Raw genomic sequence first — 13,861 nt, 5'->3', positions numbered from 1 at the left:
GTAGCATCCAGATCTCAAGGCAATCCGTTTTTCCTCGAAGAAATCGTGCATTTGCTGGCCGAGCGAGGTATTTTCCGCGAAACCGAAGAAGGATGGAGGATTTCGGGAAGGATCGAATCGCTTGAAATTCCGTCATCTGTAAACTCGATTATTCTTTCTCGCATAGACAGGCTGGACAAGGAATCCAAGGATCTGATTCAAAAAGCGAGCGTTTTGGGTATGGAATTCGTATTCGCCGTGCTGGACAGGATTATGGCGCGCACCGTTCGCGGCCATTCGCAGGAGAGTTTGCGGAATATTTTAAAACAGCTGTCGGAAAAGCAGCTTGTGTTTGCGGAGGACAGCCAGAGCGAAACTTCCGATGACAAATTTTTTTTCCGTAACCTCCTTATACAGGAAGCCGCCTACAACACCCTCTTGCGCACCAACAAAAGAACACTGCATTCATTGGCCGCGGAAGCTATCGAAAACCTCTTTTCGGAAAGGCTGGACGATTTTTATTCAGTCCTTGCGTATCATTACGAAAGGGCGGAATTGTATTCAAAGGCAGTCGAATACTACCAAAAGGCTGGAAAGCACAGGAGCGACCTAAGCAGGTTCGCTGCTGCGAAAGAAATGTACTCGTCCGCGCTTGCCCTGCTTTCTCGCGCGGGATTGCCTGAAGAAGAAAGGATTCGAACCGAGCTGGATTTGAGCATCGCGCTTTTGGAATGCTGCAATTCGCTCGGGCTTTATCGCAACGGGCTTGCAACTGCCGAGGGGGCGCTGGCGCTTGCGATGGAGCGCGGGGACAAGGCGCAACAAGCGCGACTGTCCAGGATTCTCGGCGTATTCAAGGCGAATCTCGGCGATGTCGAGGCCGGGTTGGAGTTGCAACTGAAAGCAAGAGAACTTTGCCGCGAAATAGGAGACGAACGAACTCTGGGCCGGATACTTCTGACTCTTGGCCGAATAAGCGAGCGGCGGGGAAAATTCGACGAAGCGCTCAATTATCTCAAAGAAGCGCTTGCGGCGGCGCGGGACGGCGGCGATTCCGCTCTTGAAGGAAGCGTTTATCTTAATCAAGGCGGCTTGCTGATCAACGGAGGAATGCTTTCGGATGCTTCGGAAGCGTTTAAGCGAGCACTCGAAGTGTTTGAAAAGCTCGGGGACAGGTTGGGCAAACAGCGCGCTTTTTCCAACATGGGTATCATCGCATCCATGCAGGCGAGGTACGCCGAGGCGCGCGGGTATTACCAAAGCGGGCTGGAGCTGATCCAAGACATCGGCAACAAGGCGGAAGAAGCCAACATGCTTCTCAATTTGGGCCTTGTTTGCTTAGGGCAGGGCGAGGCCGGGCAGTCGGTGGAATACGGCGAGCAGGCGCGCGAAATTTACCGGGAACTCAAAATGGACGAGATGGAAGGCGTCGCCGCGGGAAATATCGGCTTGGCGGAGGAGCGCAGGGGCGCGCTCGACCGCGCGGCAAAATTGGCTGCCGAATCTCTCGAAATTGCGCGCGCTTGCGGAAACACTGCGGAAGTCGGCCTTCGGCTGACATATCTTGGCAAGTACGAAGTCCAGGATGGAAATCCCGAATCGGGGCTTGCAAAGTCGAAGGAAGGCGTGGATCTGCTGGAGGGTACAGGAATAGCGGAATACACCGCGGAAGGATTGCTCAATTACGGTCAGGCGCTGCTTTCAGCCGGCAGAACCGAAGAAGGCATCGCCATATTGCGGGGCGTCGCGGAAAAGGCGCGCGGCGCGGGACTTGAGGGTATGGCGGCCGCGGCGGACGCGCTGATTAACAATGCCGCGGCGCAAAGCGGCGGCGGTTAGCCGCGCCTAAACGACCGCGGGTTTTAAGGCAGCGACCAGTTCCTCGCGCGTCAGGAAGCTGCGGTACTCTTCGCAATTCTCCAGCAGTTCCTGGTGCGTGCCCTTGCCCACGATTTTCCCGTCGGCAAGCACGTAAATGGTGTCGGCCTGGCGCGCGGTCGCCAGCCTGTGCGTAACGATCAGACACGCTGCGTCGGGATTGGTCTCGCGGAACATCTGCCAGAACGCGCGCTCGTTTTCTGCGTCGAGCGAAGCGGTGCAGTCGTCCATCAACAACAGGTCGGGCGAGCCCGCAAGCGCGCGCGCGATCGCGAGCCGCTGCTTCTGGCCGCCTGAAATCGTTAGGCCGCGCTGTCCGAGCACTTGCGCCAGGCCGTTCGGAAGCGATTTCATTTCGTCCAGCACCTGGGCGACTTCCAGCGATCTTTCTACGTCGGATTCGGTCACCGCGCGGCCGAACCTTACGTTGTCCGCAACGGTTTCCGAAAAAAGCGTCGCCTCCTGCGGGATATAGCCGACGCGGTTTCTGTATTTCGCGATGTCGAGCTTTTCAATCGGCATTCCGTTCACCAGGACTTCGCCCGCCGTTATTGGGAGTATGCCCGCCGCCATTTTAAGAAGCGTGGATTTGCCGCTGCCCACCTGGCCCACGACCGCGACGCGCTCGCCCCGCGAAATCGAGATGTCTATGCCGTCCAGCGAACAAGGCAGATTTTCGTTGTATTTGAACGATGCGCCGCGAATTTCAAGCGAATTCAGCGCGGGCACTTCTTCCTTGCCGTCGAACGCCCGCTCTGTGCCGCCCGGCGTTTCCTCGATTTCTATTTCGCGGTCTATCGACGCGAAGGCCTGCCGGGATGTCACGAACAGGTTGGGAATGTCCATCAGCGGCCCCAGCAACAGCGAGAGATACACGTAGAACGCATAGAATTCGCCAATGGTCAGCGTGCCGTTTATCACCATCAGGCCGCCTGCAACCACGACGACTATCTGTCCGACGAATTCAATCGCCCAGTAAAGATTATGCATTCCCATCCAGAGGGTCATCAGCAAAAGCTCGATACCGATACGCTCTTTCAGGATTTTGCGGAACTCGGCGGCTTGTCCGTTTTCCGCGGTGAACGCTTTGACGATGCGCACTCCGCTGAACGCGGCCTCAAGAGCGTCGTTCGTTTTGGAGATTATCCGCTGCCTGTCCGCCGCGCGCTGCCCCAGTATCGTACGCACGCGGTAGAAAAGGTAAAGCATCACGGCGAGCGGCGGCAAAGTCAGCACCGCAAGAAGCCAGTTCATGTAGAACATGAACCCCATGCAGAATAGGAACTTCGAACCAGACTCGACCGCGCGGAATATTCCGGAGCAAGAAAACCACGCGATCTTGGGGAATCCTCCGATGTCGTCGGTCAGGCGTGTTACCAGATCGCCCGTGCGGAATTTCTGGAAAAACCTGTAACCCTTGCCCACGATTGCGCTGAAGTAGTGCTGCCGGATGTCCATCTCAAGCTTCGCGTTGATCATCGCGCGCGTGCCGGGATAGAGATTCGCAAGCGATCGGGCGAGGCCGATGGCCGCGATTACTCCGACAAGCCGCCATGTGACCGAGCTTGAAACTTCCGGCGCATTGTTGGCCAGCGCTTTGTTTATCGCGTCGATCAAATACTTGAAGACAAGCGGGTATCCGATCGTGACCGCGCTGGACAGGAGTGTTAGAAAGAACAGTGCGTAAAGCCATTTGCGGTGCGGCTTCCAAAACGAAGCGATCCAGCGGATGTGTTTCATGCCGCACCTCCGCCCGCCGCGGCCGCCTGCAACGGCGCGACCGGCGCGGCCGGCTCGCCCGCCATCCCGGCGAACTGCAGCCTGAAAAGCTTCGCGTACAGCCCGTCGAGCGCCAGAAGCTCTTCGTGCCTGCCTTCCTCGGCAATCCGCCCGTCGTGAATCAGAAGAATTTTGTTGGCGTTTAAAATGGTCGAAAGCCTGTGCGCGACGATGACCGCGGTGCGCCCCGCGAGCAGCCGGTCGAGCGCTTCCTGCACCATCCGCTCGGTATGTGGATCGACCGAGCTTGTCGCTTCGTCGAGAACGAGCAGCGGCGGATCGTAAACCAGCGCGCGCGCGAACGAAATGAGCTGGCGCTCTCCGACAGACAGATTCGCGCCGCGCTCGGCAAGCTCACCTTCGTATCCGCCTGGTATGCGCTCGATGATTCCGTCCGCGCGCGATATCGCCGCGGTTTCCGCGACGCGCTCAAGCGATATCGAGCGGTCGAAGACGCGCAGGTTGTCCGCGACGCTTCCGGGAAACAGAAAAATATCCTGCAGGACGAGGCCGACCAGTCCGCGCCATGCCTTTACCGGGAACTCGCGGATGTCGCGGCCGTCCACCGTAATCCGGCCTTCCTGCGGATCGTAGAAGCGCAACAGCAGATTTACGATCGTGCTCTTGCCGCCGCCGGAAGTTCCGACCAGCGCGACCTTTTCTCCCTTGCGGATGCTGAAACTCACGCCGTTGACGATCCAGTTGCCGGTTTCGTACGCAAACCGCACGTTTTCGAACCGGATTTCGCGTTCGAACTTGAGTTCCTCGGCGGGCGCGGGGCCGTCCACGATGGACGGCTTCGTTTCGAGGATTCCGAACACGCGCTCGACCGAAATCATAGAGCGCTGGATGAAGTTAAGCTGCTCGCTGACCATCATGATCGGCTCGAACATCTTGCGGATGAACTCTATGAAAAGCACCAGCGTTCCCACGGTCAGCGTTCCTGCCATCACTCCCTTGACGCCTATCACAAGCACGACGACTATCGCCACGATTTCGCCGTACATGAACCCGCCCCAGAAGCCGTACTCGAAGAACATCGCGGGCACTTCGACGCGGAACTTGCCGAGGTTGACCTCGCGCATCCGCTCCCGCGCGCGCTGCTGGTAGTTGAACTGCTGGATGACTTCGATTCCCTGCACGTACTCGGTGACGTAGCCGGTCACGATGGCCCACTGCGCGCGCCACTCACGCCAGTACTTGCGCATCTTCGTCAGGAACAGGAATGTGGCTCCGAACATCAGTGGAACAAGCAAAAATATCCACGCCGCAATCGCTGCATTCTGGAAGAACAGCACGACAAGTATTCCGACGAACAGAATAATGTTGCGCAGCAGGTTGACCGCGACGTCGCCGAACAACTCCTTCAGCGTTTCGGTGTCGCTTTCGACGCGGGAGATAAGCTTGCCCGGCGGATGCTGCTCGTGGAAGTCGAGGCCGAGATGCAAAACGTGCTCGAACAGCCTGCCCTTGAGGTCGGTGATGACGTTGATGCCCAGCCGGAACAGGTTGATAGCCTGCAGGTAGCCCACGCCCGCGCCGCCTGCGACCACGAATATATAGATGAGCGCGGCGATGAGCACGCCCGCAACATCCTTGGCCGGAACGCTTTTGTCTATGATGTGCTTGAGGACGAGCGGCCCGGCGAGCTGGGAAAGCGTGATAAGCACAAGCAGCCCGAGAGCGAGAAGCAGGTAGCCTTTATACGGCCGGAACAGCGGCACGACCTTGGAGAGAAGCTCCTTGATCGACTGCCGCCGCACGCCTTCTTCGGTTTCGGAAAAATGCCACCACATGCCATCATCTCATACGGCCGGTTGGCCGAACGAGTATGATACCCCATCGGGCAGGGGGAGTAACAGTGGAATTCGGTTTATAAACAAAGGAGCGCGGCCTCTAGACCGCGATCTTGGAGAGCGAATTCATCCGCCAATCTGATTGTTCATTCCACTCGTCCACAGGCAGGGATATTCTTCCCAATTCTTTGCCAGCTTGGCTTTCATGGGATTATCCAGCAAATAGTTTAATCCTGCATTTAATGATTTTTCTCCGTTAACAATGTCATCGAAATATCCACGTCCCCAAAGCGTTCCGGATTGGCCCAGCAGCTTGCTAATATCATGCGATGATCGTCCTTTGATCATGTTCGTTACCTTATCCAAACCAATCGATCTGTCGCCCTCTACGAACTTAGGCTGCAACAGGACAAGAAAATGGTTTGTCATAATCACCGCGGCAAATGCAAGTACATTGAATTCGCAAATGTCAAAATTGTATTCAATGTAATCCCCCGCGCTTTTGGCGGCAAATCGAATCTTTTAAACGTCGATCCAGTAACAAAACATGTTTCGCCGCCAATGAGCAGATGCGGAGGCGCCCTTTGATTTTATTCGGTCATTTCAAGACTGCGCCCTGAAGGGCGCACTCCTGGAAATAGGTGGAATTCGATTAATCCATCACATCCTCCACACGCCGAACTGCGGCGGCGGGATGGGCATGTTCAGCGCCGCGGATATCCCCAGCGCCAGAATCTCCCGCGTCTTGACGGGATCTATTATCCCGTCGTCCCAAAGCCGCGCGGTGGCGTAGTACGGATTGCCCTCGAATTCGTATTTTTCAAGCGTCGGGCGCTTGAATTCGGCTTCTTCCTCCGGCGTCATAAGCGGCTTGCCTTCCCTTGCAAGCTGGTCCTGCTTGACCGTTGCCAGCACGCCGGCGGCCTGCTCGCCGCCCATCACGCTTATCCGGGAATTCGGCCAACTCCATAGCTGCCGCGCGCCGTACGCGCGTCCGCACATGCCGTAGTTCCCCGCGCCGAAACTGCCGCCGATCATCACCGTGAACTTGGGGACGTTTGCGTTCGCGACAGCGTGCACCATCTTCGCACCGTTCTTCGCGATTCCCTCGGCTTCGTACTTCTTGCCGACCATGTATCCGGTGATATTCTGCAAAAATACAAGCGGAATCCGCCGCTCGCAGGCCATCACGATGAAGTGCGTGCATTTCAGCGCGGAGTCGTTGAACAGAATCCCCTGGTTGGCGAGGATCGCAACCGGATAGCCGTGGATGCGCGCGAATCCTGTGATCACCGTCGTCGCGTAATCACGCTTGAACTCGTGGAACCGGCTTCCGTCCACCATCCGGGCGATTATTTCCTTCACTTCATACGGCTTGCGCACATCCGGCGGCAGTATTCCGTAAATCTCTTCCGGATCGTAAAACGGATCTTCGGTCTCAATCCTGTCAAGCTCGTACGGACGCGGCCGGTTCAAGTTTTCGCAGATGTCGCGCACGATGCGGATCGCGTCCTCGTCGTCCACCGCGTAGTGGTCGGAAACGCCGCTTATCCGCGTGTGCACTTCCGCTCCGCCAAGCTCCTCCGGCGTGCATTCCTCGCCCGTCGCGGCTTTGACGAGCGGCGGCCCGCCGAGGAAAATCGTCCCGTAGCCCTTGACGATTATCGTTTCGTCGCTCATCGCGGGGACGTACGCGCCGCCCGCGGTGCAGCTGCCCATCACCGCGCTTATCTGCGGGATGTTGCGCGCGCTCATGATCGCCTGGTTGTAAAAGATTCGCCCGAAGTGCTCCTTGTCGGGGAACAGCTCGGCCTGCAGCGGCAGGAACACGCCGCCCGAGTCCACGAGATAAATGCAGGGCAGGTTGTTTTCAAGCGCGATTTCCTGGGCGCGAAGGTGCTTTTTTATTGTAATCGGATGGTAGGTGCCGCCCTTTACGGTCGCGTCGTTCGCCACGATTACGCACTCGACTCCCGAAACGCGGCCGATGCCGGTCACTATCCCGCCCGCGGGTACGTAGCTGTCGTACATTTCCCACCCGGCCAGCGCCGAAAATTCGAGCCACGGCGTCCCCGGATCGAGCAACAGCGCCAATCTTTCGCGCACGAAAAGCTTTCCTTGCTCGCGGTGGCGCTCAAGGTACTTGCCGCCGCCGCCTTGCTTGACTTTGGCAGTCCGTTCGTTCAGCTCCGCCACCAGCGCGCGGTTGTGCCTGTCGTTTTCCTTGAAGTCGGCTGAATTGGTGTTGATCCTGCTCTGGATTCTCTCCACGGCACGATTTTAGCAAAGAAACGATTTCACAAGCGCATCAGGGGATATTTGAGCACAAAATGCCTTTCAGATTGTCGCGGTTGGCGTCATGGTGGTATAAAATCTTGTGACCGAAAGCACAGGCGCGCTTCGCGCCGGGGTCCCAGGAGGCATGTCAATGGCAGGAATTGTGGGCTACGGGGCATACTTGCCGCGGCACCGTATCAAATTGGAGGAGATTGCCGCTGTATGGGGCGCTGATGCCGTCGCGTACAAGCGCGGCCTGATGCTGTACGAAAAGTCGGTACCGGCGCCCGACCAGGACACGATAACCATGTCCGTCGAGGCGGCGCGGCACGCGATCGCGCGCGCGGGCATAGACCCGGCGAAAATCGGCGCGATTTACATAGGCAGCGAGTCGCATCCGTACGCCGTCAAGCCGTCCGGCACGATTGTCGCCGAAGCTATCGGGGCGACTCCGGACATCCATTGCGCGGACTTCGAGTTCGCTTGCAAGGCGGGCAGCGAGGCTATGTACGTCGCGCTGTCGCAAGTAAAAGCGGGGGAGATGGAATACGCGCTCGGCATCGGAGGCGACACTTCGCAGGGAGCACCGGGCGACGCGCTTGAATACAGCGCGAGTGCGGGCAGCGCGGCGTTCATCATGGGCCGCGAGAACGTGCTGGCCGAGTGTCTGCATACTTTCAGTTATATGACCGACACTCCGGACTTTTGGCGGCGGGAATACCAGTTTTACCCGCGCCACGGCGGACGGTTTACCGGCGAGCCCGCGTATTTCAAGCATATTTTGGGAGGGACGCGCGGTCTGCTGGAAAAGGCGGGGCTTAAACCGTCCGACTTCCGGTATGCGGTCTTCCACCAGCCCAACGGCAAGTTCCCGATGAATGTGGGCAAGATGCTCGGATTTACCGAGGAGCAAATGAAAACGGGATGGCTGTCGCCCTGGCTGGGCAACACTTACAGCGGCGCGTCGCCAATCGGGCTTACCGCGATTCTGGACGAAGCAAATCCTGGCGACCTGATAATGATGTGCAGTTACGGAAGCGGCGCGGGAAGCGACGCGTTCGTCTGGAAGGCGACGGAGCTGCTGCCGAAGGTGAGGGGCAAGGCGCCGTTCACCCGGCCGCAGCTGGACGAGAACAAGGTTTACTTAAGCTACGGCCAGTACGCCAAATTCCGCGGAAAGATCAGGAAAGCGGAGTAGGAGGACGAAATGAGAGACGTTGCGGTAATCGGAATCGGAATCCAGCGCTGGGGCGAGCTGTGGGAGCGCAGCCTGCGCGACCTGTGGGTCGAGGCGGCCCTGAACGCAATCAATGACGCGGGCGTGGACCATGTGGACAGTATGTACGTCGGATGCATGACGCCCGGGTTGTTCGTCGGGCAGGAGCATCTGGGCTCGCTGCTTGCGGATTACCTGGGGATAACGCCGGTGCCCGCGACGCGTGTTGAAAGCGCGTGCGCGTCGGGCGGAATGGCGATGCGCGCGGGATTCATCGAAGTCGCGAGCGGGCTGTCCGACATCGTGCTGGTGAGCGGCGTCGAAAAGATGACCGACGTGGACGGCGGCGGCGCTACTTACGCGCTGGCGACTGCCGCGGACGGAGACTATGAAGTCTACAACGGCGTTACATTTCCGGGCCTGTACGCGATGATGGCGCGGGATTACATGCGCCGGTTCGGATTGACGCGTGAGGAGCTTGCCGCCGTGCCGGTCAAAAGCCATGCCAACGGCGTTCACAATCCCCACGCGCAGTTTCAGGGCGCGATCAAGCTGGAGACCGTGATCAACTCGGTGATGGTCGCCGATCCGCTGACTTTGATGGATTGCAGCCCGATAACCGACGGCGCGGCCGCGGCCATATTGTGCCCGCTGGATTTGGCGGCTAAGTTTTCCAAGGGCAGGCCGGTCGTCAAGGTGGCGGGTATGGGAGCGGCGACGGATTCGATTGCGCTTCACAGCCGCGGCGACTTTTCAACGCTCAATTCGACCGTGATCGCTGCAAAGCGCGCGTACGATATGGCCAAAGTCGGACCGGAGGACATTGATTTCGCGGAAGTCCACGACTGTTTCTCGATAGCCGAAATCATAGTCAGCGAAGATCTCGGCTTCTTCGAGAAGGGAAAGGGAGGCAAAGCCGCGGCCGCGGGCGAGACCGCGATCGGCGGCAAAAAGCCTATAAACACGAGCGGCGGGCTGAAATCCAAAGGCCATCCTGTCGGAGCGACGGGAATTGGTCAAATTCACGAGCTCGTCACCCAGCTTCGCGGCGAGGCGGGCAAGCGCCAGGTGGAAGGCGCGAAGCGCGGTCTGGCGCAGAATATGGGCGGAAGCGGCGGAAGCTCCGTCGTGCACATCCTGGAGGTGAAATAAGATGTCTGTTCCGGGTTACTGGCGGGAGCAACCGCAGAGATACCGCTACGAAGCGAACCGCTGCAAGAGCTGCGGGAAGGTGTTTTTCCCGCCGCGGCGGGTGTGCGAGCCGGGATGCGATCCGGCCAATCTGGAGCCCTGCAAGCTGTCGCAGACCGGCAAGGTGCTGACATACACCATAATCCACATCGGGCCGACGCAATTCGCGGACGAAGCGCCGTACGCGATGGCGATATGCGAGATGGACGGCGGCGGAAGGATAACCGCGCAACTCGTGGACTGCCCGTTCGACAAAATCGAGGTCGGGATGCCGGTGCGCATCGAGTTTCGCAAGATCCAGCAGGACGGCCACGCGGGGATACTTATGTACGGTTACAAGGTCGTGCCGGGCTAAGGTTTTTTTCGGATACTCGCATTTAGCAGGAACTTCGCTACAAAGCGGCGGCAAAGACCTAGCCAACCGGGACGTTCGCTTCGAATTCCACCAGCAGGTCCCCCGGCATTACGCGCTGGCCTTCCGCGAACGGGTAGCTGACGACTTTGCCGTCCGATGGCGCAGCGATTTCGTGCTCCATCTTCATGGCTTCCAGGATTAAAAGCGGCGCGCCCGCGGCCACCTCGTCGCCGGGATTACGCAAAAGCTTCAGCACGATTCCCGGCATCTGGGACGAAAGGCTGGACGCGGAATCCGCCGCGCCTCCCGCGCCCACCGATTTTCCTTCCGCGCGTTCGAAAGTGTGCACCGCGCCGTCGCGCCAAACCGTTATCTTCTTGCGGTTGGCGGAAACAAGAAACGAAAAAGATTTACCGCCAAGAGCGAAGCGAATCTCCGGGCCGTTTCGAGCGACGTCCCTAATCTCCAAATTATCGCCGCCAATCGAAACCGCGGCCGAGCCGTCGGCTCGCTCCGCGATCGAGATTTCCTTGATATCGCTCGATGATTTTAAAAATTCCTTCATGGTGTCACGTGTTGCTCCAAGCTCCCAGATATTCCCACGGCGTCGGCATCCGGTTGTTTCCAGCTCCCGCGGCGATTGTCGCTTGCGGCGCGGCCGGTTTAGCCAGCGCCAGCGCGGCGGCGATAAGTTCCGGCTCGCCCGCGGGTTGCGCGGCGAGGTCGGCGGAATGCTCCTCGATGAATCCGGTATGCAATTTCCCTTCTGCGAACGCCGGATGCGAGATAAGCCGCAGCAGGTAGGGCAGGTTGGTCGTCACGCCGAGCACAGCGGTTTCGCGCAGCGCGGATTTCAGCCGCGCGATCGCGGCCGCGCGCGACTCCCCGTAAACGATAAGTTTTCCGAGAAGCGGGTCGTAATGCGGCGAAATTTCGCAGCCTTCGTACAGCATCGAGTCGAACCGCACTCCCGGCGCCTGCGGAACGCGCAACACCTCTACCCTGCCTATCTGCGGCAGGAATCCCGCATCCGGATCTTCCGCGCAGACGCGGACTTCAATCGAATGGCCGCGTGGTGTTAAATCCTCTTGCCGCAACGACATTCCCTCGCCCGACGCAATCCGGAGCTGCTCGTGAACCAGGTCAACGCCGTACACAAACTCGGTAACCGGATGCTCCACCTGCAGCCGCGTGTTCATTTCGAGAAAATAAAATTCGCCCGACTGGTCCATCATGAACTCGACGGTGCCCGCGCCGACGTATCCGACCTTAGCCGCGATCCCGATCGCGGCCGCGCCCATACGCGCGCGCGTTTCCGCGCTGACCGCGGGCGACGGCGTTTCCTCGACGACTTTTTGGTGGCGGCGCTGGATGCTGCACTCGCGTTCGCCCAGGTGTATGCCGCGGCCGTCTTTGTCGAACAATACTTGGATTTCGATGTGGCGCGGATTTTCGATATATTTTTCGAGATAAACGGATGGGTCGCCGAACGCGGAAGCTGCTTCGCGCCGCGCCGCGGCGAGCGCGTCCGGCAACTTCGCCGCTTCGTGCACGATGCGCATCCCCTTGCCGCCGCCGCCGGCGGACGCTTTCACCATTACCGGCCAGCCCATCTTTTCCGCGGCGGCGATGAACTCCGAGTCGCTCGCATTTGTGTCGTCGAATCCCGGAACGAACGGCGCGCCGCTGGCCTTCGCGAGCGCCCGTGCTTCGACCTTGAGTCCCATCGCGCGGATCGCGGACGGCGGCGGGCCTATCCATGCCAATCCCGCGTCAATCACCGCCTGCGCGAATCCGGCGTTTTCGGCAAGGAATCCGTAACCCGGATGGACAGCGTCGCAGCCGTTTTCAAGCGCGGTGGCAATCACCTTGTCCGCGCGCAGGTAGCTTTCCGGCGCGGGAGGCGGGCCGAGGAGGACGGCCTTGTCCGCCGTGCGAACGTGAAGCGCAGCCGCATCCGCCTCGGAGTAAACCGCGACGGTTTCGCAGCCCAATTCGCGGCACCCGCGGATGACACGCACTGCGATTTCGCCCCGGTTGGCAATTAATACACGCTTGAACATCGCATTGAATATAATCGAAATCGCGGCCGGCCGCTACACAAATTCCTTCCCCAGTATCTCGCGCGCGATCACAAGCCGCTGGATTTCGCTCGTCCCCTCGCCTATCTCGCAGAGCTTGACGTCCCGCCAGTAGCGCTCGACCGGGAAGTCCCTCGTGTAGCCGTATCCGCCGTGGAGCTGGATCGCTTGCTCGCACACCCAGGTGGCGATTTCGCTTGTATACAGCTTGGCCATCGCGCATTCTTTGCTTGCCTTGTCGCCCGCCTGATACTTGAATGCGGCACCGTAGGTCAGGTATTCCGCGGCCTCGACCTTGGCAGCCATTTCCGCGATTTTAAATTGCGTGGACTGGAACTTGGAGAGCTTCATTCCGAACTGCTCGCGCTGGCGGACGTAATCCGTCGCCGCGGAGAGAGCGGCTTTGGCGATACCCAGTGCCATCGCCGCGATCACGACGCGACCCGGATCGAGCGTGCGCATGAATTGCTTGAATCCTTCTCCCTCTTTGCCAAGCAGGTTTTCGGCTGGAACAACCGTATCTTTGAAGAACAGCTGGCTGGTCATACTCGCGCGCAGCCCCAGTTTGTCTTCTTTTTTGCCCGGTTCGAAGCCCTCGAAGCCTTTTTCAATGATGAAGCAAGAAATCCCGCGGGCGCCTTTCGATTCCGGGTCGGTGCGGGCAGTCATCACAATCACGTCCGCGATGCCGCCGTTCGTGATCCACATCTTGCTGCCGTTTACGATGTACTTGTCGCCCCGCTTTTCCGCTCGGGTTTTTGTCGCCGCAGCGTCGCTGCCGGCCTGCGGCTCGGAAAGTCCGAAAGCGGCAATCCACTCGCCAGCGCAGCACTTGGGCAGGTATTTCAGCTTCTGCTCGTGCGTTCCGAAGTTGTCGATCGGCTTCATCCCCAGGCCGCAGTGGGCAAGCACGGTTATGCCGGTAGAGCCGCAAGCCCGCGAAAGCTCCTCGATAGTAATGCAGTAGCTGACCAGATCCGCGCCCATCCCGCCGTACTTTTCCGGAATTGGAACGCCAAGGAGGCCTAGTTCCGCGCATTTTCTAAGGTTTTCCGCGGGGAACTCTTGGGAAGCGTCCAGTTCCGCTGCTTTTGGAGCTATCTGCTCCTGAGCGAAGTCGTGCACCATCCCGCGCAGCATCAAATGTTCATCGGTAAACGGCAAGGCATGCGCCATACAAGTGACCTCCGGCACAAGCGGTAGGCAGATAATACAGCAATTTGGCGTCCGCCAAAAGAAAATTTCCGCTCGCGGCCAAAGTTTAGCTTGTGCGCAAAGTTACATCCCCAGCGGATGCTTTCCCCTCGAT

11 protein-coding genes are annotated in these 13,861 nt (G+C 58.9%); 4 read left to right on the top strand and 7 right to left on the bottom strand.

Features of this window, described 5'->3' with window-relative positions; all coding sequences use genetic code 11:
- The coding region (locus HRF49_00455; protein ID MEP0813121.1) for a tetratricopeptide repeat protein at positions 1 to 1,818 on the top strand (1,818 nt) is incomplete at its 5' end.
- 6 nt (positions 1,819 to 1,824) lie between these two features.
- Here the strand turns inward: HRF49_00455 and HRF49_00450 are convergent.
- The 4 genes from HRF49_00450 to HRF49_00435 all read right to left on the bottom strand — a co-directional run bounded on the left by HRF49_00450 (position 1,825) and on the right by HRF49_00435 (position 7,703).
- Positions 1,825 to 3,597 carry an ABC transporter ATP-binding protein gene (locus HRF49_00450; protein ID MEP0813120.1) on the bottom strand — a complete coding sequence of 591 codons (1,773 nt, stop codon included), beginning with the start codon at positions 3,595 to 3,597 and terminating at the stop codon, positions 1,825 to 1,827.
- Positions 3,594 to 5,432 (bottom strand): ABC transporter ATP-binding protein, encoded by a 1,839-nt coding sequence (locus HRF49_00445; protein MEP0813119.1) that lies wholly within the window; start codon positions 5,430 to 5,432, stop codon positions 3,594 to 3,596. The genes HRF49_00450 and HRF49_00445 overlap by 4 nt, the downstream gene beginning before the upstream one ends.
- A 126-nt stretch (positions 5,433 to 5,558) precedes the next feature.
- A complete protein-coding gene (locus HRF49_00440; GenBank protein MEP0813118.1) occupies positions 5,559 to 5,951 on the bottom strand; it encodes a transposase in 393 nt (130 codons plus the stop codon).
- A gap of 141 nt (positions 5,952 to 6,092) precedes the next feature.
- Positions 6,093 to 7,703 carry a methylcrotonoyl-CoA carboxylase gene (locus HRF49_00435; protein MEP0813117.1) on the bottom strand — a complete coding sequence of 537 codons (1,611 nt, stop codon included), beginning with the start codon at positions 7,701 to 7,703 and terminating at the stop codon, positions 6,093 to 6,095.
- 157 nt (positions 7,704 to 7,860) lie between these two features.
- Here HRF49_00435 and HRF49_00430 point away from each other — a divergent pair, with 157 nt between their 5' ends.
- Genes HRF49_00430 through HRF49_00420 form a run of 3 tightly spaced genes read left to right on the top strand, consistent with a single transcriptional unit; the run spans position 7,861 to position 10,471 of the window.
- Positions 7,861 to 8,907 carry a hydroxymethylglutaryl-CoA synthase gene (locus HRF49_00430; GenBank protein ID MEP0813116.1) on the top strand — a complete coding sequence of 349 codons (1,047 nt, stop codon included), beginning with the start codon at positions 7,861 to 7,863 and terminating at the stop codon, positions 8,905 to 8,907.
- A 9-nt stretch (positions 8,908 to 8,916) separates the two neighbouring features.
- A complete protein-coding gene (locus HRF49_00425) occupies positions 8,917 to 10,077 on the top strand; it encodes a thiolase domain-containing protein (protein ID MEP0813115.1) in 1,161 nt (386 codons plus the stop codon).
- A gap of 1 nt (position 10,078) precedes the next feature.
- Entirely contained in the window at positions 10,079 to 10,471 is a 393-nt protein-coding gene (locus tag HRF49_00420) for a Zn-ribbon domain-containing OB-fold protein (GenBank protein ID MEP0813114.1), read from the top strand.
- 58 nt (positions 10,472 to 10,529) lie between these two features.
- On the opposite strand, the gene HRF49_00415 is transcribed toward HRF49_00420, so the two are convergent.
- The 3 genes from HRF49_00415 to HRF49_00405 are packed head-to-tail and all read right to left on the bottom strand — an operon-like array spanning position 10,530 to position 13,728.
- Positions 10,530 to 11,036 carry a biotin/lipoyl-binding protein gene (locus HRF49_00415; GenBank protein ID MEP0813113.1) on the bottom strand — a complete coding sequence of 169 codons (507 nt, stop codon included), beginning with the start codon at positions 11,034 to 11,036 and terminating at the stop codon, positions 10,530 to 10,532.
- 4 nt (positions 11,037 to 11,040) lie between these two features.
- Positions 11,041 to 12,534 carry an acetyl-CoA carboxylase biotin carboxylase subunit gene (locus HRF49_00410; GenBank protein MEP0813112.1) on the bottom strand — a complete coding sequence of 498 codons (1,494 nt, stop codon included), beginning with the start codon at positions 12,532 to 12,534 and terminating at the stop codon, positions 11,041 to 11,043.
- A 33-nt stretch (positions 12,535 to 12,567) separates the two neighbouring features.
- The gene (locus HRF49_00405) at positions 12,568 to 13,728 is read right to left on the bottom strand and encodes an acyl-CoA dehydrogenase family protein (GenBank protein MEP0813111.1); all 1,161 of its coding nucleotides are present in this window, start codon (positions 13,726 to 13,728) and stop codon (positions 12,568 to 12,570) included.
- Positions 13,729 to 13,861: the final 133 nt, after the last annotated feature.

The sequence above is a fragment of the bacterium genome, from assembly GCA_039961635.1.
In the GTDB taxonomy this organism is placed as follows: domain Bacteria; phylum 4484-113; class 4484-113; order JAGGVC01; family JAGGVC01; genus JABRWB01.
The sequence above is the reverse complement of the archived record's forward strand: the minus strand, read 5'-3'. Positions and strand labels throughout refer to the sequence as shown.